The sequence below is a fragment of the Paenibacillus sp. GCM10012306 genome (assembly GCF_042649265.1).
In the GTDB taxonomy this organism is placed as follows: domain Bacteria; phylum Bacillota; class Bacilli; order Paenibacillales; family Paenibacillaceae; genus Paenibacillus_AQ.
On the sequence record NZ_JBHRYW010000004.1, the window covers coordinates 416,756 to 440,507 of the forward strand.

The following is a 23,752-nucleotide window of genomic DNA, read 5'->3' on the forward strand; positions in this document are numbered from 1 at the left end:
ATGCTGGTGCTTTCCCGAAAGAAGGGAGAATCGATCGTCATCCAGGATCAGATTGAGTTGACGGTTTTGAGTGTGGAGGGTGACACGGTGAAAATAGGAATCTCCGCTCCAAAGCATGTTGATATTTTTCGCAAAGAAGTTTATCTCTCGATACAGGAAGCCAATCGCGAGTCTGCCGCTCCCCAGCAATCCGATCTTTTTGCACTCATTCATCGACTGCGCGGACCTAATGGCAGCGGCGAATGAAAACGAATATTCACTTCCCTGAGGCGTAAGCCTCAGGTTTTTTTGTGATGTAGGCATTTTCGACAAGAAAATATTGAAAAAAATTTCGAATTGCTCTAAACAGTTTGCGGTACGAAGTCGATATATGTAGTAGACGCTGATCCGGCAGGGCGGCCGACCTTAATGGTTCGGCGTTTACCACAAGGATGTGGAACTAACTTAATTTCAGGGAGGAAATACCAAATGATTATCAACCACAATATCGCGGCGTTGAATACTCACCGCCAACTATCTGCTAACACAGCTAACACTAACAAAAATATTGAGAAACTGTCTTCCGGTCTTCGCATCAACCGTGCTGGTGACGATGCTGCCGGTCTGGCAATCTCCGAAAAAATGCGCGGTCAAATCCGCGGTTTGGATCAAGCTTCCCGTAATGCTCAAGACGGTATCTCTTTGATTCAGACAGCTGAAGGCGCGCTGAACGAAACTCACAGCATCCTGCAACGTATGCGTGAAATCTCCAACCAATCCGCGAACGGTACTAACACTGATACTGACCGCGGCGCTCTGCAAGATGAAATGAACCAACTGACTTCCGAAATCAACCGTATCGGCAACACTACTGAGTTCAATACTCAAAAATTGCTGAATGGTGGTATTGGTTCCGGTGAGAGCGGTAAAGTTACACAAGCAACTAAGGCAGAAATTGCTGGTGCCACTACGTTTGTAGGAAATGCAGATGCCTCTGCTTTAACAGCAGCTACAATTAAAATTGATGGAACTACATTCGATATTACTTCTATACTGAAAAAAGATTTCAGTGTAGCAGCAGTTCCGGGTCCTCCGGCTGTGCCTGCAACGGCCATTACGAAAGATGATCTGATCACTCAATTAAACAATGCTACATCGGGTGGAGTAAAACTTTCTGATCTCGTGGATATCAAAGACAATGGTGCAGGCTTAACTTTCACAGCAAAATCAAGTGGAAGTACAAGTTCCCTTACTATTACTGCTGATGATAATGCAGCAGCAGTAATGCTTGGGTTTGCAAATGCAGCAGCTACTGGAAAAGAAGTTAAAGGTAACCCGACTACTGTAGAGCGTGCAGGCGTGCAAGGTGGAACGGCACTTAACGCTACTGGTGCTACTAACCCAAGTATCGCATCTGGTGCAACTTTGAAAATCAAAGTTGGAACAGAAAGCGATGTTGAAGTTAACCTGAACTCTGGTCCTAATGCAAAAACATATGACACTAAAAATGCAGATGCTAATGTAGCAAAAGCTGCCATGGACGATCTGGTTAAAGACTTGAATGCTGCTCTTCAAAAAGCCGGATTAGATAGCAAAGTAACTGCTTCCTTGTCTAAGGATAATGAAATTCAATTTATTTCTGAGACAGGAAAAGATATTAGTGTAGCAGATGGATCTGGTGCTGCTCTGGCACAACTTGGGTTTACTGCTGCTCAAGGTAAAGCTATCAAGAACGTAGAACAAGTCGTAGGCGCTGGCGCTCAAGGTTCTGGCTTCTCCACGAAGTTCCAAATTGGTGCTAACACTGGTCAATCCATGTCCCTACAAATCAATGATGTTCGTGCTTCTGCTCTTGGCATCACTGGTAACGCTGGACAAGCTGGATTCACTAAAGAAAATTCCGTTACTAACGGAACTAACGATGTGAAAGCAGAAGCTGCCCTGAACATCTCCACAAGAGAAGATGCTTCTAAGGCTATCGCAGTTCTGGATAAAGCTACTCAATCTGTATCCAGCGAACGCGCTAAGCTTGGTGCTGTTCAAAACCGTCTGGAGCACACTATCAACAACTTGGGAACAGCTTCCGAGAACCTGACTGCTGCTGAATCCCGTATCCGTGATGTTGATATGGCGAAAGAAATGATGGAGCAAACAAAGAACAATATCCTTGCACAAGCTGCACAAGCTATGTTGGCTCAAGCGAACCAACAGCCACAAGGCGTTCTGCAATTGCTTCGTTAATTTTAAATCTCTTTTATCGAGCCCTGGGGAAACCCGGGGCTTTTTTCTTTTTTTATATTGACTTTTATTGAAATCCCTAAAATATCCTTCAGACTAACCGATATATAGAGTATAAAATGAGCGTCGTTGGAGGTCGGGGTTAATGAATGTTCAGTTTTCACTTTCTGCCAGTTCGGTTTCGGGTGGACAAGGCAGACCTGAAGTTACATCCGCTAATAGTTCGGTAACAGCTGTAAGTCAAATGTCAACTATTCGGGATGCCAAGGATATGGACCTGAGAGAGAAGCAAGGTGTTAATGTATCTGTTGCCGAAGAGCAGCTCATTCGGACCATAGAACGGGCAGTGAGATCCCTTCAAGGCCCTCAGACCACGCTGGAGATCAGCATCCATGAGAAGACGCATGATATTATGGTGAAAGTTCTCAACAAGGATACAGGAGAGCTTATTCGGGAAGTTCCGCCAGAAAAAACGCTTGATTTAGTTGCTAAAATGATGGAAATTGCAGGTATATTGGTAGACGAGAAAATTTAAGTTTAGGAGGTGCTGTTTTGGTAACACGGATTAATGGATTTTCGGGTATGGATATTGATAGTATGGTTAAGAGTATGATGAATGCCAAACGGGTACCACTCGATAAGTTAAACCAACAGAAGCAAATTCTGCAATGGACCCGTGAGGGATACCGGGAAGTTAACAGTAAACTGTATGATTTTCGGACCAATAAACTGGGAACAAAATATGGTGTGAGCGCTGCTATGAATACTCAGAAGGCGGTCACCTCTGGAGATACTGATGCGCTAAAGGCAGAGGCTAAGGCAGGCGCAAACGGAATTGATATGAAGGTAAGTATTACCCGACTGGCAACTTACACAACTGTAAAGACTGATAGTATTGGAATTGGCAAGACAGGAGCGCTTACCCTGGGGGAATTGGATAAAACCGATACGTCTAATATGGATGCTGAGGAAAAAGCGACTTATGAAAAAAATGCCTATAAACTCACTATAAATAAAGTCAGTTTCGAGGGTTTTACAAAAAACACAACGATTTCTTCCATGATCTCTACGATTAATGCTGACACCAAAGCAAATGTGGTTGCCAGTTTTGATGAAGTAACAGGGCAGCTACTAATTCGTTCTAAGGTTAGTGGGAATCCAGTTCAGCCGGATCCAGATGATGTAGTTCCAGCTGACGAGGATCCAGTTGGTCCGTATCAGCCGGCTCAGCCGGCTCAAGATCCTACAAGTACAGACAGAAAAGTAGAAATAGGAGCAGATTCCAAGGTGCTCTCACTTTTTGGAGGTATTACAGAGAACAAAAATGGTCTGGATGCTAGAGTAATAATTAACAATCAGAAACTTCTGTACAAGAGCAATAACATCAGCGTGAACGGTGTCGACTTAACGTTACAAAAAACAACTTCTAAAGATAATCCTGTCTTTATCAAAACTCAAGCGGATCCACAAAAAGCGCTAGACACAATCAAGGGATTCATTGAAGATTACAATAGCTTAATTACCTCTTTGAATGCTAAGATCAATGAAGCTAAATATCGCGACTTTCAGCCGCTGACAGATGACCAGAAGAAAGATATGAAAGAGGATGATATCAAGACATGGACAGAGAAGGCCAAAAGCGGTCTGTTCAAGAACAATGATATTATAAGCCCTCTTCTCACACAAATGCGCGGTATCCTAACAGAAAAGCTTGGGCCGCTTAGCTCCCTTGGCATCACCACTGGAAATTATATGGAGAACGGAAAGCTGGTTCTTGATGAAGAAAAATTTAAGAACGCCGTGAATGCTAATCCTCAAACGGCAATAGATCTTTTCCAGGGCCCTGCAAATGCACCCAAAGAGGGCATCTTTCGGAAAATGCAGGACAAGATTACAAGTGCAATTGAGAAGATGTCTGATCGTGCAGGTACCAATAGGTTCTCTATGGATCTTTCGAGTGCTTTTAAAGACGAAAGTGTTATGGGTAGAACGCTGAAGGATTACAATAACCGCATTGCTACCTTGATGACCAATCTAAACAACACCGAAGACCGCTACTACAAACAATTTTCAGCGATGGAAAAAGCCATGAGCAAGTTAACCGCTCAGTCCTCCAGCTTGTTATCCGGCCTAGGAAAATAATAAATTAAAGGGTGAAATTCATGCTTACTTCTCCATATGAAAAATACCGTCAGTCTTCTGTTCAGACATCGACACCCGCACAATTGGTCATCATGCTGTATGACGGAGCGATCAGGTTTGTGAGAGCTGCAATGGATGGACTCAGCAAGCAAGACTATGAGAAAACAAGCCTAAATCTAGGGAAAGCTCAGACGATTGTCAGTGAGCTTATGAGCACATTAGATCAATCCTATGAAGTCTCCAAATCGCTATATTCATTATATGAATATACGAATTATTTACTGGTTCAGGCTAATATCAGCAAGAGTTCAGAGAAAGCGGAAGAAGCGGTTGGCTATCTAACGGATCTCCGGGAAACCTGGTTGCAAGCCTCCAAGATTGCCGCAAGCCAGACCGAAAGCGCTCATGGATAAGCTTATTGTCGATTTAAATAGTCTCACCCAAGACATCATGAACCGACTCTATGACTTGGCTTATGAAGAGATTGAAGAATTTGTAGAAGAACGTCAGAAGCTTGTCGATTCCTTGGTGTTTGAAGTCGAACGTGGCAAGCCTACTTCTGCACAAAAACTCGAAATCACACGTATTTTGGAACACGACCCTGAAATCATGGCTCGCATGAACGCCCTTCGCCTGGAAGCACAAGACTGGCTATATAAGCGCAATCAAGCCAAGGCCCAGCGCAGCGCCTACGAGGCTGCCTACACCCCTGACAGCTTTCTAATGGACCGCAAAAAATAAAGTCTTTGTTGTTTCAGCGAAGGAGCAGACGGGTATTATATAACGTCTGCTCCTTTTGATCGTTATCATTTTGTAAGCTCTTAATCTGGAAAATTAATGAATGGTAAATAATTGCATGTAATCATTTACTATTCCAATTGACAATTGAGAAGCAGCGGTGGTATAGTCGAGTTGTGAGCAAGACTCACGTTCATCTGATGACGAAGGGAATGTTTAATCAATGGAAGGTAAAGTAAAATGGTTTAATGCAGAAAAGGGTTATGGTTTTATCGAGACTGCAGACGGTGGGGACGTATTTGTACACTTTTCCGCGATTCAAACAGACGGTTTCAAGACATTGGATGAAGGTCAATCCGTAGAATTTGATATCGTTGAAGGTGCACGCGGACCACAAGCAGCTAACGTAATCAAATTATAATCATCCGGCGAAGCCGACCTACATATATGGTAGATGGTTAGCAATTGATACAACGCTAGCGAGAACCTTGGGATATTCCCGAGGTTCTTTTTTGTTGTATACGCAATCATTAGGCGATTGAGCGTGCAGAGATATTTTATATAACTATAATTTTCCATAAAAAGGTTTCGTCCTCCATATACTCGGGTAATGGGTTGCGTTGAGCTTTTTATCTTACCTGGGCGCACACTATACTTTCTGTAAGAGGATGAACTGCAAAATGAAAAAGATGTGGCGTGGTCTTATGACTGGAATGCTGGGAGTGAGCATGTTGCTCGGCTCTCTGGGCAGTGTATCTGCAGCCGCTGTACCCAAAGATATTCAGGGACACTGGGCTCAGGCGCAATTGCAGCAATGGCTTGATAAGGGATATCTTGGGGGATACCCCGATGGTACAGTTAAGCCCAACAATGCGATAACGCGTGCAGAATATGTTGCCTTCGTAAATCGTCTGTTCGGATTCACTGAGACAGGAACTGTTAGCTTCACGGATCTTAAGAGCTCGAATTGGTCCTACATTGAAGTAGCTAAGGCTGTCAAAGCGGGATACATTGGAGGGTATGAAAATAATACGTTCCGTCCAAATAATCCCCTAACTAGACAGGAAGCAGCCGTGATTACTGCCAAGCTGTTGAAGCTGAGCACGAATGCGATGACTACTAAATTTAAAGACAGCAGCCAGTTTGCGGCATGGAGCCGAGGCGCAATTGCTGCAGCCGCAGATAAGAAGATCATAAACGGTTATCCAGATGGAACATTCGGCCCTAAAAAAGCGCTGACCCGTGCCGAGGCCGTAGGTATCATTAGCAACTCGGTTGTGTATAAACCGGCGGCACCAGGTGGTGTACCAACACCAGTACCAACGCTATCGGCTACACCTGTACCTACAGCTAGCCCTACGCCAGTACCTACCTCTGTTCCTGGTGGGGGCAGCGGAGGAGGCGGTGGTGGAGGTGGCGGAACCATCACCACACCAACGGTTACTGGTGCCACCTATGGACATGTTGGATCGGTTACAGCAGATGTGTACCTTACCCCTTCAGTAACAGGTGAAGTGTATTATGTTGTGGTTCCATACACCGGTACGCTGGTAACACCAAGTGTGGCAGAAGTGAAAGGCGGACAAGGTGGTGCTGATGTAACGGTTGTAAACCATGGACACAAGGTAACGTCTGCGGGCACAACTGTTTCATTCTCCGTTTATGGCCTGCAAGCTAACACAGAATATGCTACATTCGCTGTGATTACGGACAACTCCGGCAATTGGTCCTCCGTAACAAAGGTACAGCTGAAGACAGCTGCGACCAATGGGGACGCCATTACGCTGGCACAACCGGGACAAGTCGGAACCGTAACGGCAGATGTGTATTTCAAATATGGACAAGCTGGTGGAACGGCTCAGCAGGTTAAGTACGTAGTGCTTCCTGAGAAGGATGCCGTACCAAGCGCTGCACAGGTAGCAGCTGGACAGAACAGTACAGGTGTTACGCTGACAGCTCCATGGACGGGTACCGTGTCTGTACTTCCAGGGATAGGTCACACGTACACCTTAACTGGACTTACTGCGGGAACGGGTTATAAGGTTTATCTCGTTAGCGGCTCCGGTAGCAACTGGTCATCCGTAGAGGTTGTTCGCTTCCATACGAAGCAGCCATAATAGAAGAAAATCAGGTAGCAGATGCCCAAGTGAGGATCTAGTTTAACTGTGTATGAGCAATTATAGTCTTTAGCAAAATAGAATTGTAACCGTCCGGGAAGGGTCGTTTCTTCACTCTTTCCGGACTTCTTTTTTCAAGGGAACATCTTGTGGCTATTTTGTTAGCTAAATGTAAAGGCTGTAATGATTTTTTTTTACTTAGCTCTAACAATTTGGTATAATGGAGCTGTAAACAAAGGAGGAGTGCCCCATGCAATTTAGCATTCGAGGTCAACAAATTGAAGTGACCGACGCTTTGAGAGACTATGTTGATAAGAAGCTCAGCAGACTTGAGAAGTACTTCGATGCACCCCCTACCTCAGAAGGATATGTAACGCTTAGCGTTGTACGCGGCCTTCATACAGTGGAAGTAACTATTCCGCTTGCGGGTGTGACGCTCCGTGCCGAGGATCGCAGCGATGACATGTATTCATCCATTGATGCCGTAGTGGACAAGCTGGAACGCCAAATTCGTAAACACAAGACCAAATTGAACCGTAAGTTCCGCCAAGAAGGCAGCCTGAAGACATTATTCGTGGAAGGCAGTGGCAGCTCTGTAGCTGTAGAAGAACAGGATACGGATGATTTGGAAGTTGTACGGAACAAGCGCTTTACTCTGAAACCTATGGATGTGGAGGAAGCGATCCTGCAAATGAACATGGTAGGACATAACTTCTTCGTCTTCTCCAATATCGATACATCCGAAGTGAGTGTTGTTTACAAACGTAATGATGGTAAATACGGACTGATTGAACAGAACTAAACTTCAGCCAATTCAATAACTGGTGAGATTTAGAAGTGCTAATGATCAGTCAGATGTAAAAAAATTAAACGAGCCCTTATTCGCGTGAAGCGAATAGGGCTCTTGTGCGTATATATAGTTATGTATGAAAATGTGCCAAGTATTTGCTTGTATTGCGGCATCTCTTACAAACTGTTACAATTTATGAAGCAGCGGAATCGATTCTGCATTTTGGCCCTTTCAATTTAAGTGGGGATGGGCTAAGGTTCCACCATCTGTGTTGCATGAAAGGGGTTAACCATGCTAGGACTTGTAAAGAAAATTTTTGGCGATACTAATGATCGTGATGTTAAACGACTCTCGAAAACAGTCGAAATCATTAATGGAATGGAACCGGATTTCGCAGCGCTTTCCGATGAAGCACTGAAAGCGAAGACAGAAGAATTCCGGGCCCGGATCGAGAAAGGTACTACTCTGGACGAGCTTCTTCCGGAAGCATTTGCTACGGTTCGTGAAGCTTCCAAGCGGGTGCTGGGCAAGCGCCATTATGACGTACAGATGGTTGGGGGTATGGCACTGCATGAGGGCCGTATTTCCGAGATGAAAACAGGTGAAGGGAAGACCCTTGTAGGTACATTGCCTGTTTATTTGAATGCACTGCTCGGTAAAGGCGTTCACGTCGTTACGGTGAATGACTACCTGGCTCAGCGCGACAGTGCTGAAATGGGACAAATCTATAATTTCTTGGGCATGACGGTCGGGGTGAACCTGAGCGGCATGGACCATGCTTATAAACAAGAGGCGTATGCTTGCGATATCACGTATGGTACGAACAACGAGTTTGGTTTTGACTACCTGCGGGATAACATGGTGCTCTATAAAGAGCAGATGGTACAGCGTCCGCTCTATTTCTGTATCATTGACGAAGTGGACTCCATCTTGGTGGATGAAGCACGGACACCGCTGATTATTTCGGGACAAGCTGAGAAGTCGACAGAGCTGTACTATGCGGCTGACCGGTTTGTGAAGAAATTGAAGGCAGAAGAAGACTACACAGTTGATATCAAGGTGAAATCCGTTGCTTTGACTGAAAAAGGTGTGGCTACGGCTGAACGTGCTTTTGGCTTAGAAAACCTGTATGACCACAGCAATGTAACGCTGAACCATCATATCGTTCAGGCCCTTAAGGCGAACGTAATTATGCGCCGCGATGTGGACTATGTCGTTAACGAAGATGAAGTTGTCATTGTCGATGAATTCACGGGCCGTCTGATGGCTGGCCGCCGTTACAGCGACGGTCTGCACCAGGCGATTGAAGCGAAGGAAGAAATTCAAGTACAGAACGAGAGCATGACGCTAGCGACGATTACTTTCCAGAACTATTTCCGGATGTACCGGAAGCTCGGCGGCATGACTGGTACGGCCAAGACTGAGGAAGAGGAGTTCAAGAAGATTTATGGTCTTGAGGTTCTTCAGGTGCCAACGAACAAGCCAAACCAGCGTCAGGATATGCCGGATGTAGTTTACAAGACCGAGAACGGCAAGTTCAATGCCGTAGTAGCTGAGATTGTGGAGCGTCACAAGAAGAATCAGCCGGTATTGGTAGGTACCGTATCCATCGAGAATTCCGAGCTTCTCTCCGAAATGCTGAAGCGCAAAGGTGTCAGACACCAAGTATTGAACGCGAAGCATCATGCGGCGGAAGCAGAAATTATCTCTCATGCGGGACAACCGGGTACGGTTACGATCGCTACGAACATGGCGGGACGTGGTACAGATATCATTCTGGGTGAAGGTGTATCTGAACTCGGTGGATTGCATATCATTGGTACAGAGCGTCATGAATCACGGCGGATTGATAATCAGCTTCGAGGACGTGCTGGACGCCAGGGCGACCCGGGTTCAACACAGTTCTACCTGTCACTTGGCGATGAGCTGATGAAGCGTTTCGGTGCAGACAATGTACTGAACATGATGGACCGTCTTGGATTCGAAGAAGATCAGCCGATTGAGAGCCGGATGATTACTCGTGCTGTCGAGTCTGCTCAGAAACGGGTAGAAGGCAATAACTTTGATATCCGTAAAGTGGTTCTCCAGTACGATGATGTTATGAACCAACAGCGCGAAATCATCTACAAGCAGCGTCGTGAGATTCTTGAATCTGAAGACATCAAGGATGTTGTAATGGAAATGATCAAACCGGTCATTGACCGCGTAGTTCATGCCCATTGTAGCGACGATATTCCTGAGAACTGGGAACTGCAGGAAGTCGCGGATTATGTGAACAGCAAACTGCTGGATGAAGGCACATTGACTCGCGATGATCTGTGGGGCAAAGAAGTTGAGGAGATCACAGACTATATCTTCGATCGTGTACTGCAGAAATATGCAGCCCGCGAAGAACGTCTTGGCTCAGAGCTTGTTCGTGAATTCGAGAAGGTTATCGTACTTCGTTCCGTAGACAGCAAATGGATGGATCATATTGATGCGATGGATCAACTGCGTCAAGGGATTCACCTCCGTGCATACGGCGGTACAGATCCGCTTCGTGAATACCAGTTCGAAGGTTTCGAAATGTTTAATGAAATGACCGCCAACATTCAGGAAGAAGTGGCGACTTATATTATGAAGGCACACATCGAGGCCAATCAGGAACGTCAATCCGTAGTGGAAGAAGATAAAATCTCCACTAACGGTGAGCCGGCTGAGAAGCGTCCGGTGCATGTGGAAGAAGCGATCGGTCGTAACGATCCTTGTCCTTGCGGAAGCGGTAAGAAATACAAGAACTGCCACGGTCAGAACGCATAATTTATACGTTCTCTAGGCATGTAACAGCAAAGAGCGGCTGGGCCCGGGGATTTTCCGTTACGGCCGGCCGCTCTTTTGGGTGCTTTTTTGGTGAAATTTAATGTAGAGGTTATTGGAACTGAAGAAGCGTCAGCGTTCGCCTTTATCACCGGATTCTTACTGCGCAATACAGTGTAATAGATGGAATCTGGTGATAACAGCGATCGGAGTCCAATAATCTCGGAATGGCCGATATTCACCAAGCATGTACTTAAATAAGCCAGGCCGGCAACTCATTTTTGAAAGGTGAAGTGACATATGATAGATCCAAATGTGAAGCAGGACTTGCGGGAAATTGGCAAGAAATTAACCAACCTTAGGGGGTCTCTTTGACTTAGACCTCAAGCAAGAGATGATTGCCAACTTCGAAGAGAAGATGGCAGCTCCCGGGTTCTGGGATGATAGCGAGCAGGCTCAGGGCGTTATCGCTGAGATGAATGCTGTTAAGTCTTCGGTAGATCAGTATGAGAAGCTGCAGCAGGATTATGATGATGCTGCAATGATGGCTGAGCTCGCCGATGAAGAGGGCGATGAGGAGCTTGCGGCGGAGGTTGCCGGCAATATCCGCGCTCTGGTCGTTAAGGTTGATGAGTTCGAGCTGCAGTTGCTGCTGAACCAGCCGTACGACAAGATGAATGCGATTCTGGAGCTGCACCCGGGTGCAGGCGGTACAGAGTCCCAGGATTGGGGACAAATGCTGCTGCGGATGTATACGCGCTGGGCAGAGAAACGCGGCTTCAAGGTCGAGGTACTTGATTACTTGCCGGGTGATGAGGCAGGCATCAAGAGTGTGACCTTGCTAATCAAAGGCTTTAACGCTTATGGGTATTTGAAGGCAGAGAAGGGCGTACACCGCTTGGTGCGTATCTCGCCTTTTGACTCCTCCGGCAGACGGCATACTTCATTCGTATCCTGTGATGTGGTACCGGAAATCTCTGATGATGTGGAAGTTGAGATCCGTACAGAGGATCTCAAAATCGATACCTACCGGGCAAGTGGTGCCGGGGGTCAGCACATCAATACGACAGACTCGGCGGTGCGGATCACGCACATACCAACCGGTGTGGTTGTGACCTGTCAGAATGAACGTTCCCAGATCAAGAACCGGGAACGGGCGATGACAATGCTTCGTTCCAAGTTATATGAGCGCAAGCTGCAAGAGCAGCAACAACAGCTGGATGAAATCCGAGGGGAACAGTCGGATATTGCCTGGGGCAGCCAGATTCGCTCCTATGTGTTCCATCCCTATAGTATGGTAAAGGATCACCGCACTTCCGTGGAAACAGGAAACGTGGGTGCTGTAATGGATGGCGATCTGGACGCATTTGTTGATGGATATTTGCGCAGCCAGATCAAGACTGAAGCAGAATAAGTATAAATGAATTCCTACGCATCTTCGGAAGCGTAGGAATTTTTGGCGTCAAGAGAAAAGATAAAGTTACTTTGAAGGAGAGCCTTTCATGCAAAAGATCAACTCGCGCAATAAGCCGCCGTTCATTCCGTTGAATGGACCCCTGCGCCATGCAGTGGATGTAGGACTGATTTTGTTGGGGTCGCTGATTACGGCGCTTGCGTTTAATTTGTTTTTCCTGCCAAACCGGATCGCTTCTGGAGGGGTGTCCGGTCTATCCGTACTGGCTGAAGCCTGGTTTGGGGCAGAGCCTGCTTTTACCCAGTGGGCACTGAATATTCCACTGTTCGTGCTGGGGGTAGTATTGCTGGGCAAGCAATATGGAATGCGCTCCTTGCTGGGCAGCTTTGTGCTGCCGTTGTTTATTTTTTTGACCAAAGATGGTCCCGTTCCGACTACTAATCCACTCCTTGCTTCCATATATGGAGGGATTGGGGTAGGTCTTGGTCTTGGATTGGTGTTCCGAGGTCGTGGCTCAACAGGCGGGCTGTCTATTCTGGCCCAGATTATTCAGAAATTCTCTGGTCTGAGTTTTTCAATGTCAGTCGTAATACTGGATGGCACGGTAATTACACTGGCCGCCTTTGTACTCGGCATGGAGCAGGCGATGTATGCGTTGATCGGTTTATTCGTCACGGGTAGAGTCATTAATGCGCTGGAGGTCGGCTTTAGCTATACCAAGGTTGCCTATATTATCTCGGAGCAGACAGAGGAAATCTCCCAGGCGATACTAAATGATCTGGACCGTGGTCTGACGAAATTGAACGCTCAAGGTGGATATACAGGTGACAATCGCACAGTGCTGATGGTTGTGGTTGGCCAGAACGAAATCACAAGACTTAAAGCGATCGTTCGCTCGGTCGATCCGGGGGCGTTTGTAATCATTACGGAAGCCCATGAAGTCCTGGGCGAAGGATTTAAAAGAGAAGCGTGAACTCCCCTGCGCGGGGAGTCGCGCTTCTTTTTTTATACCTAATAACTGTACAAAGTTAACTTAATATGTTGTATTTATATTAATTGAGTCGTATAATAATACATATTTCAGAGCGGCTATACATTAAGTTTAATATCAGGCACGACCAGATAGATTAGAGTAGTAACATCAAGCAGAGAGTGGGGATGACGGTGGAGAGCAAGCTGAGGGCGGCAATTGTGGGTTCAACGGGATACGGAGGCGTGGAGCTGATCAGGCTGCTGCAAAGCCATCCTAAGGTGGAGATTACATCAGTGATTTCCTCATCTAGCGCCGGGGTGCCTATCGAAGAAGGTTTCCCGCATTTGACTGGGGTAGTGGAGCGAAGGCTGGACGGTGTGGATGCAGGAGAGATCGCTAAGAAGGCGGATGTTGTATTCACAGCTACTCCGTCTGGGGTAAGTGCGAAGTTGGTCCCACAGCTGCTTGAGGCAGGACTCAAGGTTGTGGATCTGTCTGGTGATTTCCGTTTGAAGGACGGTGCAGCTTATGAGCAGTGGTATAAGCATCCGGCACCGGCCGAGGCTTATCTGGAGCAGGCGGTCTACGGACTCTGCGAGGTGTATGGAGAGCGGGCTGCAGGCGTTGATTTTATCTCCAATCCCGGCTGTTATCCTACGGCTACGCTGCTGGGGTTGGTTCCGGCAATTGAAGCGGGCTGGATCAAGCATGACAGCATCATTATAGATGCCAAATCAGGGGTGTCCGGAGCAGGTCGTGGAACGAGCCTGATGGTGCATTTTTCAGAGATGAATGAGAATTTCAAAGCTTATAAAATCAACAAACATCAACATATTCCAGAGATTGAGCAGACGCTTACGGACGTAGCAGGGAAAGACGTTACGGTAACATTCACCACACACCTCGTACCAATGACACGGGGCATTATGAGCACGATGTATGCGGGAATGAACGGGCAATATACGGAGCAGGATTTTGTGGACTTATATCGTAAGTATTATGCAGGCAGACCTTATGTGCGTGTGCGGGACGCGGGAGTGATTCCGGCGACGAAGGAAGTTAGCGGCTCTAATTATTGTGATATTGGCTTTGCGGCAGACCCCCGTACCGGGCGCATTACGATCGTATCCGTTATTGATAACATCGTGAAGGGTGCAGCAGGGCAGGCAATACAGAACCTCAATTTGATGATGGGATGGGAGGAAACCCTTGGCCTCGGCTATACACCTGTGTATCCGTAGAGTTCAGTGGTAAAAGAGACGATGAGCGAGAAGCAAACATATACCGTCGTGGAAGACGGCAGCATCACAACACCCAAGGGCTTCAAAGCCGGAGGCTTGCACTGTGGCTTGAAAAAAACAGACCGCAACGACCTCGGCGCCATCCTGTGTGAGGTGCCCGCTACGGCAGCAGGGGTATATACAACGAATGTATTTCAGGCCGCACCACTGAAGGTGACGCGGGAAAGCTTGGTGAATGGAACGCTGCAGGCGCTTGTGGTGAACAGCGGTAATGCCAATGCCTGTACAGGAGAACAGGGTGAAGCGGATGCGTATGAGATGCGTGCTGCTGCTGCCCGTCAGCTGAATGTGGCGGAAGAGAATGTGGCCGTTGCTTCGACTGGCGTGATCGGGGAACTGCTCAAGATGGATGCTGTGCGGAGCGGGATTGCTGGATTGCCAGAGAAGCTGAATGGAGAGGCTGCCGGAGCAGAAGAGTTCTGCCAAGCGATTTTAACTACTGATTTGGTGAAAAAAGAGTGCTGCGTAAAAGTATCGGTAGGCGGTGTAGAGGTCGTGATTGCCGGTGCCGCGAAGGGCTCCGGGATGATTCATCCCAATATGGCGACGATGCTCGGCTTTGTGACTACAGACGTCGCCATTGACGGTGAGGATTTGTTGAATCTGCTGCGCGCTGCGACGAATGTTACTTTTAATATGATTACGGTAGATGGCGATACTAGTACGAATGATATGCTTGTGGCGATGGCTAGCGGACTTGCAGGGAATAGTAAGCTGAACCGGTCGCACCCGGATTGGGATAACTTTGCCGCTGCGTTTACGCATGTGTGCCAGAGTCTGGCGAAGTCGATTGCTCGTGACGGTGAAGGTGCAACGAAGCTGATCGAGGTTCAGGTTAGCGGGGCAGTGAATGACGATGCTGCTGCTGCCATTGCGAAGACGGTGGTCGGTTCCAGTTTGGTGAAATCGGCGATTTTCGGCGCGGATGCGAACTGGGGACGGATTATTGCTGCTGTGGGGCGTGCCGGAGTTCCGGTCTCACCGGAACGGGTGGATATTTCGCTCGGTGAGATCGAGGTGCTGCTGCAATCCAAGCCGGTTGCTTTTGATGAAGAGCAGGCTTTGGTCTACTTGCAGAAGAGTGACACGGTAGTGATTACAGTAAAGCTGCATGATGGAGAGGGAACGGCCACTGCGTGGGGCTGTGATCTTACTTATGATTATGTGCGCATTAATGCTGCATACCGCACCTAACCCTGCGGGCATGGCTGCTGAATGCTAAAGTGCTCCAGGGAGGGACACGGGTATGGTAATGAATGCAACCGATAGAGTTATACAGGACAATAAAGCTGATCGACTGTTCGTGATGAAATGTGGTGGCAGTACGCTAGCGGCACTTCCGGATTCGTTCTTTGAGGAGCTGCGAGACCTGCAAGCGGACGGGGTTCAGGCTGTGATCGTTCATGGAGGCGGTCCGGCTATTTCCGAGAACCTGACGAAGCTAGGCATCGAGAGTAGCTTTGTAAATGGTCTGCGAGTGACCACAGAGGAAGTGCTGGACGTGGTGGAGATGACGTTGGCGGGCAGCATTAATAAGGCCATCGTACGTCGAATTCAAGGCAGCGGGGGGCTTGCGCTTGGATTGTCCGGCGTGGATGGCAACTTGATTACCGTTCGTCCGGTAGCGAATAGCGCCGAGGTAGGGCTGGTCGGAGAAGTAACCGGGGTGAAGGCAGAGATTGTGACGGGTATCCTCGCCTTGGGTTATATTCCTGTGATTGCCCCGATCGGGGTGGATGCTGGCAGCCAGCGTTACAATATTAATGCAGATACGGCAGCGGGAGCTGTGGCTTCCCATATTGATTCACCGCAAATGATCGTAGTGACTGATGTTCCTGGTATTATGCGGACAATAGACGGGGAGAAAGTAGTTCTCCCATCGGTAACGGTACAGGAAATTGAAGCGTTAATTGCCAGCGGCGAAATCTATGGCGGAATGATTCCCAAAGTTCGTGCTGCGATCGACTGTATCCAGGGCAGTGTGTCTGAAGTGGTTATTGTGGATGGTAAGGAGCCCCATGTGTTGGGGCGTGTTTTACAGGGGGAAGCGCTAGGAACGCGCATCGTCCGATAAAGCAGTAGATGTACTCTTGGACAGATTCAAGTTCACCATAAATAGGCAGCCCCTTAGCGGCGCAGATGACAGGAGAGTGACAATGGAATGAGCAAGCTTACAGAAGTAGAAGATGGTAAAGCAGTAGAAGACGCTACAGGACAAGCGACATCGACAGATAAGTTGAGCGCGGTGTTCCCATCCTATGCGAGATTTGATATCAGCCTCGTTAAAGGTAAGGGCAGCTGGGTGTGGGACGACAAAGGGAACAAGTATTTGGACTTCACCTCCGGACTGGCTGTAACCAGTTTAGGTCATGCTCCAGAGAAAGTTGGCGCCAAGCTGAAAGAGCAGATCGATACACTGTGGCATGTCTCCAACCTGTTTCATATTCCGGGACAGGACAAAGTAGCCAAACTGCTTACCGAGAATAGCTGCGCAGACCAGGTCTTCTTCTGCAACAGTGGCGCAGAGGCTAATGAAGCGGCGATCAAACTGGCGCGTCGTTATCAGCAAAAGATCAAGGGTGTGGACCGCTATGAGGTTATTACCTTCGAGCAATCCTTCCATGGCCGCACTTTGGCAACACTGACCGCGACCGGGCAGCAAAAGGTCAAAGAAGGCTTCCTGCCACTGCCGGCAGGCTTCAAAACCGTGCCGCTGCATGATTTGTCTGCGCTGAAGGCCGCAATCGGCGAGCATACAGCAGCAATCATGATTGAAATGATACTGGCGGAAGGCGGCGTGCTTGAGGTGCAACCGGACTTCCTTGAAGCAGTGGCGGCACTGTGCAAAGAGCACGGGCTACTGTTGATTGTCGACGAGGTGCAGACTGGAATGGGCCGTACCGGCAAACTATTCGGTCATCAGCACTACAATATTGAGCCGGACATCTTCACGCTGGCTAAAGGCGTGGCGAGCGGCTTCCCGGCAGGGTTGATGCTGGGCAAAGGCTACTTGCGCGAAGCGTTCTCGCCGGGCAGTCATGCGACTACTTTCGGGGGGACACCACTAGCGGCAGCTGTGATGTCAGCGACTATTGAGACGATGCTTGAAGATGATGTGCCGCAACGTGCGGCGGAATCGGGCAGCTATTTGGTCGGACAACTGAAAGAAAAGCTGGCAGACATTCCTTTTATCACTGAAATTCGCGGTAAGGGTCTACTGATCGGTATTGAATGCAAGGGTCCTGTAGGCGATATTGTGCTGGCTGGACAGAAAAAAGGACTGCTGTTCGTAACAGCTGGACCTAATGTCATCCGGTTGCTTCCGAACTTGTATGTCAGTAAAGAGGAAATCGATCAGGCGGTGGACATCCTTTCGGAACTCATTCATACTTATGCTACAGAAGCAAACGGGGAGGCCTAGTTCATGAATCAGGTTATACCAAGTGAAGCACAGGATATTGCCAAGAAGCTGCAAGGGCGCGACCTTCTGGAGCTGAATGACTACAGCCCTGAGGAGATTACGTACCTAATTGAGCTGGCGATTGAACTGAAGCGGAAGCAGAAGAACGGCGAGGTCTATCAGCCGCTGAAGGGCAAGACGATCGGTCTTATTTTTGAAAAATCATCTACGCGTACTCGCGTATCGTTCGAGGTTGGCATGTATCAGCTTGGAGGACATGCGCTGTTCCTGAGCAAAAATGACATTCAGCTCGGACGTGGTGAGACTGTTAGCGATACAGCGCAGGTGATGTCCCGTTATCTGGACGGCATCATGATCCGGACCTTTGGTCATGACAAGGTCGAGGAGTTGGCAAAGTACGCTTCTGTGCCGGTCATCAACGGCCTGAGTGATCTAGCGCATCCCTGCCAGGTTCTGGCGGACTACCAGACTGTATATGAGCACAAGGGTCGCCTGAAAGGCTTGAAACTGGCTTATATCGGAGACGGCAACAACATGGCCCATTCCCTGCTCATCGGCGGAGCCAAACTGGGCGTGCATGTATCTGTAGCGGGACCGCAAGGCTATGAGCCAGATGCAGCGGTAGTAGCAGAGGCTCGCGAGATCGCCAAGGAGACTGGCGCAGAGATCGTAGTGACGACCAGCCCGCAGGAAGCGGTGCAGGACGCCGATGTTATTTACACAGATGTATGGGCGAGCATGGGCTTTGAAGCCGAGCAATTGGCGCGTGAAGCGGCGTTCAAGGACTATCAGGTTAATGAGGAGCTAGTGAAGGGTGCGAAAAGCGACTATCTGTTCCTGCACTGCCTGCCAGCACACCGTGAGGAAGAAGTGAGCACAGGTGTGATCGACGGCCCGAACTCGGTGATTTTTGATCAGGCGGAGAATCGCCTGCATGCGCAGAAAGCGCTAATGGCTACACTGATGGGTTAAGGAAATAGATCTTATTTAAAATATAATTATCTATATAAGATGGAGTGGATAGAAGTATCTTGATCCTAGTGGAGAAGTAACGTAGTGGAAGTTTGGAACTGGAGAAGCGTCAGCGGTCGTCTTTATCATCAGATTTCATCCGCAGCATGCGGCTTAAACATAGAAATCTGATGATAACAACGATCGGAAGTCCAAACATTCCGCGCAGTTACGACCGGACACGAGGCTTCAACGGTATTCGCATTCACTACATCTTATATAGCCCACACGAAAGGAAGTTGCTTGTTCATGGCTAAGGAAAAAATTGTACTCGCCTATTCCGGCGGACTTGATACATCGGTCATTCTGAAATGGCTGAAGGAAACTTATGATGCGGAAATCATCGCGTTCACAGCCGATATCGGCCAGAAGGAAGAACTGGATGGCTTGGAGGAAAAAGCGCTTGCTACTGGCGCGTCGAAGGTGTACATCGACGATCTGCGCGATGAATTCGCGAGTGATTTTATCTATCCAATGTTCCAAGCCGGTGCCCTGTATGAAGGTCAGTACCTGCTGGGCACCAGTATCGCCCGTCCGCTGATCGCCAAGCGGATGGTAGACATCGCTATTGCTGAAGGAGCTACTGCGATTGCACACGGTGCTACAGGTAAAGGTAACGACCAAATTCGTTTCGAGCTGAATGCTGCGGCATTGGCACCTGGCATCAAGGTGATTGCACCTTGGCGTCTGGAAGAATTCCGTAACCAGTTCCCGGGTCGTGCGGAAATGATCGCTTATGCAGAAGCCAACGACATTCCGGTACAGGCGTCGGCAGCGAAGCCGTATTCCATGGACCGCAACCTGCTGCACATCAGTTATGAGAGCGGCGTGCTGGAAGATCCGTGGTTTGATCCAAGCGCACCGGAGAACAAAGGAATGTTCCTGCTGAGCAATGCGCCTGAGGATGCACCGGATGAAGCAGAATATCTGGAGCTTGAATTCCTGAAAGGCGACTGTGTAGCCCTCAATGGCGAGTCATTGTCTCCGCTTCAGGTCATGGAGAAGCTGAACGAACTGGGCGGCAAGCACGGCATCGGTCGTGTGGATATGGTCGAGAACCGCTTTGTCGGCATGAAGAGCCGCGGCGTATATGAGACACCGGGTGGAACTATTCTGTTCACAGCGCATCGCAAAATGGAGTCCATCACAATGGATCGCGAGGTCATGAACCTGCGCGACAGCCTGATCACCCGTTACAGCACCTTGGTGTATAACGGCTTCTGGTTCGCCCCTGAGCGTAAGGCATTGCAAGCGCTGGTTACTGAGAGCCAACAAAATGTCACAGGTACAGTGCGCGTCAAGCTCTACAAAGGCAACATTATCGGTGCCGGCGTGAAGAGCCCAGTAAGCTTGTACAACCCTGAGATTGCGACTATGGAAGCTGATCCGACACAGGCGTACGACCAAGGAGATGCAACAGGCTTTATCCGTCTGAACGCTCTGCGTCTTAAAGTATCTTCTGGCGTGTCGGAATCGAATAAATAAGTGGAGTGTATCGTGTACGTTGCCAGTAGGTAACCCTTGCGGACCCTTTTGGCAGGATGATGCATTGAGTGGATTAAATGTAAGTAACGATTAGTTTGTTAGGATTACGCATTATGTGCAAGTAGTAATCAGACAAGCGGACCGTACAGTGGGCCGTTCCTCCCGCAAGGACAGGAGCGGCTCTCTGACGTCCAAAGAGGAGGAGTCGACAGGTGAGCAAGCTGTGGGGTGGAAGATTTACCAAAGGAACGAACAAGCTGGTGGAAGAATATACAGCATCCATCGGATTCGATAAGGCGTTGGCGGAAGAAGATGTGCAGGGCAGTTTGGCCCATGTGACCATGCTGGGCAAATGCGGAATTCTGCCGCAGGAGGATGTAGAGACGATCAAGGCGGGCCTGAACAAAGTACTGGATAAGGTTCGTGCGGGAGAGGTTGTTTTCTCGGTATCGGATGAAGACATCCATATGAACATTGAGAAGCACTTGATTGAGGAGATCGGACCGGTCGGCGGCAAGCTGCACACCGGACGCAGCCGTAACGACCAAGTGGCGACAGATATGCATCTTTATTTGCGCAACCGGGTGGTGGAATTGGTGGGTCTGCTGCACAGTCTTCAGGAAGCGTTGATTGAGCAGGCCAAAGATAATGTAGAGACGATTATTCCTGGCTACACGCATCTGCAGCGGGCGCAACCGATTCTGTTCGCCCATCACCTGTTGGCTTATGTGTCGATGTTCCGCCGCGACGCGGAGCGCCTGACAGACAGCTACAAACGGATCAACGTGCTGCCGCTAGGAGCGGGTGCGCTGGCGGGAACGACGTTCCCGATCGACCGTCATTTTGTGGCGGAGCAGCTCGGCTTTGATAGTGTGTACGAGAATAGTCTGGACGCTGTCAGCGACCGCGACTTTATCGTAGAGTTTCTGGCGAATGCTTCGCTTGTAATGACACACCTGTCCCGGCTTAGTGAGGAGTTGGTACTGTGGAGCAGCACCGAATTCAGCTTTGTCGAATTGGATGATGCGTTTTGCACCGGAAGCAGTATCATGCCACAGAAGAAAAATCCCGATGTTCCGGAACTGGTACGGGGCAAAACAGGCCGCGTATATGGCAACCTGATTGGTCTGCTGACTGTGCTGAAGTCGCTTCCGCTGGCTTACAACAAGGACATGCAGGAAGACAAGGAAGGCATGTTCGATACGGTGACCACGTTGACAGGGGCGCTGCAGCTGTTCGCACCAATGATCGCTACAATGAAGGTGAACAAGGGCCGTATGCGCGAAGCGGTGAACACCGACTTCTCTAACGCGACTGATATCGCCGATTTCCTGGTGGGCAAGGGTTTGCCGTTCCGTCAGGCGCATGAAGTGATCGGCAAGACGGTGCTGTATTGTATCAACGAGGGCAAGTTCCTGCTGGATCTCACGCTTGATGAGTTCAAGCAATTCTCGCCGTTGTTCGATGAGAGCATCTATGCAGTATTGCAGCCGGAAGCCGTTGTGAACGCACGTAATGTATACGGCGGCACTGCTACCGTACAAGTGAAGGCTGCCATCGAGCGGGCAGAAGCTGCTTTGCATGAGGCGAATGAATGGGTTGTAAAACACGGGAACGCTATTTTGTAGGTTATTATTACCGATGACCTGACGAGGGGCGCGAGTATTCCTGAACATGACAAAGACTGTCTATCCCTAGTTACTGAAGTACGGGGGAGACAGTCTTTTTTTGCATAAAAAAATCTATTTACTTAAGTGGTAACCAGTTCAGCACATCGCGGATCTTGGCATCCCAATAACCCCATTCATGTTCTCCCGGGCCTTCATCATAAGTCAGCGATAGGGAAGTCTTGCGGCAAGCGTCCCGGAACGACAGATTGTTCTCGTAAAGGAAGTCCGCTGTTCCACAGCATTGATAAAAGGCAGGCTTCGGTCCTTGGGACTGATCCAATTCCTTCAAGAGCCACAGAAGATCGTCTGGTGTGCCTTCAATGCTGTTTTCGCCGAAAATCATCTGATACTCTTTGTTGGCAGCCGGGTCATCCGTATTCTTTAAATACTGTACCATATCCAGTGAACCTGACAGACTGGCCACCGCTGCAAAGCTTTCGGGCTTGCGCAGTCCCAGCTTGAATGCTCCATACCCACCCATCGATAATCCCGCTACAAAGTTGTCCTCACGTTTATGCGAGAGCGGAAAAAAAGAACGTGCCAGCGCAGGCAATTCCTCGCTGATGAAGGTCCAGTACTGGCCTCCCGCGGCCATATCCGTATAAAAGCTGCGATGCACCTGGGGCATCACCACAGCAATCCCCATTTCGGCAACATATCGTTCGATGGAGCTCCGGCGTAGCCAAATGGAGTCGTCATCGGACAAGCCGTGCAGCAAGTACAGCGTAGGATGCAGCTCACCCCGCGTTACATTGCTCATACCAATCTGTGAGGTTGTCTTTTGCGGCAAAATTACAGTCATGGAGGTGCTGAGACCTAACACTTCCGAATAAAATCTACATTCAATCAAAGCCATTGTATATTCTCCTCCCAGCACAAATCATAGCATAGTCCCAAGATGAGATGAAACGTCGAACGCTCCGATTAGCGTTTTCATGGGGGGATGGATTGGGTATTTTAGCTTACGGGGTGTAATAAGCATCTTTAAGCGCACTTTTTGACTTGCTTTGAAAGGGAGGAAATACAAGATGAATAAAAAATGGATGATTGGCACATTGACTCTTTCCCTGGGATTGCTGTCGGCGGGAGGAGGGGTGATGGCTGCTTCAACACCCACCGCAAACCATCTAGTAAAAACGGTGGGGGCCTCGATACCCGGCAAGGAAGGTCCGGCAACGATTAACAATCTGACCGAGAAGAGCATCATTCCACTGCTAATACATGCGAAGGCTATCTATTCCTATGCCAGCCAGGGTGGGGGCGATTACAAACGGGAGATTTTTCAGTATAAGGGCGAGGAATATCGTTATCTCTCTAGTGACATTGGTACAGAGCAGAAACTGCTGAATTATTTAAAAAAGGCGTTTACACACAACGCAGCAGTTTACTATTCCCGGTCACAGTTTATGGATCATGAAGGAAGGATGGCGCAAGTGAACAGGGATTTAGGGTCATCGCTGGATTTTGAAAAGGCTAGCGCCCGGATGGTCTCCAAAAATGCGTTAGCCGCAGTATTTGAACTGAAAGTTCCTTATAAGAATCAAGGGACAAGTACGGATGTAATTGTGAAGCTGAAGAAGGTAGAGGGATATTGGAGAATTGATGTGTCACCGAATGCTCTTTTTTAAGAGAGAGACTAGAGTGGAGAGCGGAGAATTTGATAGTACAAATAAAAAA

Annotated in this window: 21 protein-coding genes; 20 read left to right on the forward strand and 1 reads right to left on the reverse strand. The window is 48.5% G+C overall.

Going from position 1 to position 23,752, the window contains the following annotated elements; translation table 11 throughout:
• From csrA to argH, 19 genes are all read left to right on the forward strand, one after another.
• Entirely contained in the window at positions 1-246 is a 246-nt protein-coding gene (gene csrA / locus ACFORK_RS12620) for a carbon storage regulator CsrA (RefSeq protein WP_379199282.1), read from the forward strand.
• Between the two features lie 222 nt (positions 247-468).
• Positions 469-2,220, forward strand: a complete 1,752-nt coding sequence (locus ACFORK_RS12625) for a flagellin N-terminal helical domain-containing protein (RefSeq protein WP_379199284.1) — start codon at positions 469-471, stop codon at positions 2,218-2,220.
• A gap of 142 nt (positions 2,221-2,362) precedes the next feature.
• Positions 2,363-2,752 (forward strand): flagellar protein FlaG, encoded by a 390-nt coding sequence (locus ACFORK_RS12630; protein WP_379199286.1) that lies wholly within the window; start codon positions 2,363-2,365, stop codon positions 2,750-2,752.
• 17 nt (positions 2,753-2,769) lie between these two features.
• On the forward strand, positions 2,770-4,359 hold the full coding sequence (gene fliD / locus ACFORK_RS12635; protein WP_379199288.1) for a flagellar filament capping protein FliD: 1,590 nt from the start codon (positions 2,770-2,772) through the stop codon (positions 4,357-4,359).
• Positions 4,360-4,379: 20 nt separating this feature from the next.
• A complete protein-coding gene (gene fliS, locus ACFORK_RS12640; RefSeq protein ID WP_379199291.1) occupies positions 4,380-4,772 on the forward strand; it encodes a flagellar export chaperone FliS in 393 nt (130 codons plus the stop codon).
• The gene (fliT, locus tag ACFORK_RS12645; protein WP_379199293.1) at positions 4,765-5,100 is read left to right on the forward strand and encodes a flagellar protein FliT; all 336 of its coding nucleotides are present in this window, start codon (positions 4,765-4,767) and stop codon (positions 5,098-5,100) included. The genes fliS and fliT overlap by 8 nt, the downstream gene beginning before the upstream one ends.
• Positions 5,101-5,320: 220 nt before the next feature.
• The gene (locus ACFORK_RS12650) at positions 5,321-5,518 is read left to right on the forward strand and encodes a cold shock domain-containing protein (RefSeq protein WP_019915069.1); all 198 of its coding nucleotides are present in this window, start codon (positions 5,321-5,323) and stop codon (positions 5,516-5,518) included.
• Between the two features lie 259 nt (positions 5,519-5,777).
• Positions 5,778-7,214, forward strand: a complete 1,437-nt coding sequence (locus ACFORK_RS12655; protein ID WP_379199295.1) for an S-layer homology domain-containing protein — start codon at positions 5,778-5,780, stop codon at positions 7,212-7,214.
• 250 nt (positions 7,215-7,464) lie between these two features.
• Positions 7,465-8,016 carry a ribosome hibernation-promoting factor, HPF/YfiA family gene (gene hpf / locus ACFORK_RS12660; RefSeq protein ID WP_379199297.1) on the forward strand — a complete coding sequence of 184 codons (552 nt, stop codon included), beginning with the start codon at positions 7,465-7,467 and terminating at the stop codon, positions 8,014-8,016.
• Between the two features lie 279 nt (positions 8,017-8,295).
• The gene (gene secA, locus ACFORK_RS12665) at positions 8,296-10,803 is read left to right on the forward strand and encodes a preprotein translocase subunit SecA (protein WP_379199299.1); all 2,508 of its coding nucleotides are present in this window, start codon (positions 8,296-8,298) and stop codon (positions 10,801-10,803) included.
• A 297-nt stretch (positions 10,804-11,100) separates the two neighbouring features.
• Positions 11,101-12,214, forward strand: a protein-coding gene (prfB, locus tag ACFORK_RS12670; protein WP_379199301.1) for a peptide chain release factor 2 whose coding sequence is annotated in 2 segments (ribosomal slippage) — positions 11,101-11,172 and positions 11,174-12,214 — 1,113 coding nt in all. Because the reading frame shifts where the segments join, the coding sequence is not laid out codon by codon here.
• An 88-nt stretch (positions 12,215-12,302) separates the two neighbouring features.
• On the forward strand, positions 12,303-13,187 hold the full coding sequence (locus tag ACFORK_RS12675) for a YitT family protein (protein WP_379199303.1): 885 nt from the start codon (positions 12,303-12,305) through the stop codon (positions 13,185-13,187).
• Positions 13,188-13,378: 191 nt separating this feature from the next.
• Complete coding sequence (argC, locus tag ACFORK_RS12680) at positions 13,379-14,428, forward strand: N-acetyl-gamma-glutamyl-phosphate reductase (RefSeq protein WP_379199366.1); 1,050 nt, start codon at positions 13,379-13,381, stop codon at positions 14,426-14,428.
• A gap of 21 nt (positions 14,429-14,449) precedes the next feature.
• Positions 14,450-15,682, forward strand: a complete 1,233-nt coding sequence (gene argJ, locus ACFORK_RS12685; protein ID WP_379199306.1) for a bifunctional ornithine acetyltransferase/N-acetylglutamate synthase — start codon at positions 14,450-14,452, stop codon at positions 15,680-15,682.
• Positions 15,683-15,734: 52 nt separating this feature from the next.
• A complete protein-coding gene (gene argB / locus ACFORK_RS12690; protein ID WP_379199308.1) occupies positions 15,735-16,562 on the forward strand; it encodes an acetylglutamate kinase in 828 nt (275 codons plus the stop codon).
• A gap of 87 nt (positions 16,563-16,649) precedes the next feature.
• The gene (locus ACFORK_RS12695) at positions 16,650-17,909 is read left to right on the forward strand and encodes an acetylornithine transaminase (RefSeq protein ID WP_379199310.1); all 1,260 of its coding nucleotides are present in this window, start codon (positions 16,650-16,652) and stop codon (positions 17,907-17,909) included.
• A gap of 3 nt (positions 17,910-17,912) precedes the next feature.
• Positions 17,913-18,881, forward strand: a complete 969-nt coding sequence (gene argF / locus ACFORK_RS12700) for an ornithine carbamoyltransferase (RefSeq protein ID WP_379199312.1) — start codon at positions 17,913-17,915, stop codon at positions 18,879-18,881.
• Positions 18,882-19,169: 288 nt separating this feature from the next.
• The gene (locus ACFORK_RS12705; RefSeq protein WP_379199315.1) at positions 19,170-20,405 is read left to right on the forward strand and encodes an argininosuccinate synthase; all 1,236 of its coding nucleotides are present in this window, start codon (positions 19,170-19,172) and stop codon (positions 20,403-20,405) included.
• Positions 20,406-20,617: 212 nt separating this feature from the next.
• Positions 20,618-22,033, forward strand: a complete 1,416-nt coding sequence (argH, locus tag ACFORK_RS12710; RefSeq protein WP_379199317.1) for an argininosuccinate lyase — start codon at positions 20,618-20,620, stop codon at positions 22,031-22,033.
• A 118-nt stretch (positions 22,034-22,151) separates the two neighbouring features.
• Here the strand turns inward: argH and ACFORK_RS12715 are convergent, their stop codons facing one another.
• Complete coding sequence (locus ACFORK_RS12715; RefSeq protein WP_379199319.1) at positions 22,152-22,931, reverse strand: alpha/beta hydrolase; 780 nt, start codon at positions 22,929-22,931, stop codon at positions 22,152-22,154.
• A 172-nt stretch (positions 22,932-23,103) separates the two neighbouring features.
• Here ACFORK_RS12715 and ACFORK_RS12720 point away from each other — a divergent pair, with 172 nt between their 5' ends.
• The gene (locus tag ACFORK_RS12720) at positions 23,104-23,703 is read left to right on the forward strand and encodes a DL-endopeptidase inhibitor IseA family protein (RefSeq protein WP_379199322.1); all 600 of its coding nucleotides are present in this window, start codon (positions 23,104-23,106) and stop codon (positions 23,701-23,703) included.
• The last annotated feature ends 49 nt before the right edge of the window (positions 23,704-23,752 follow it).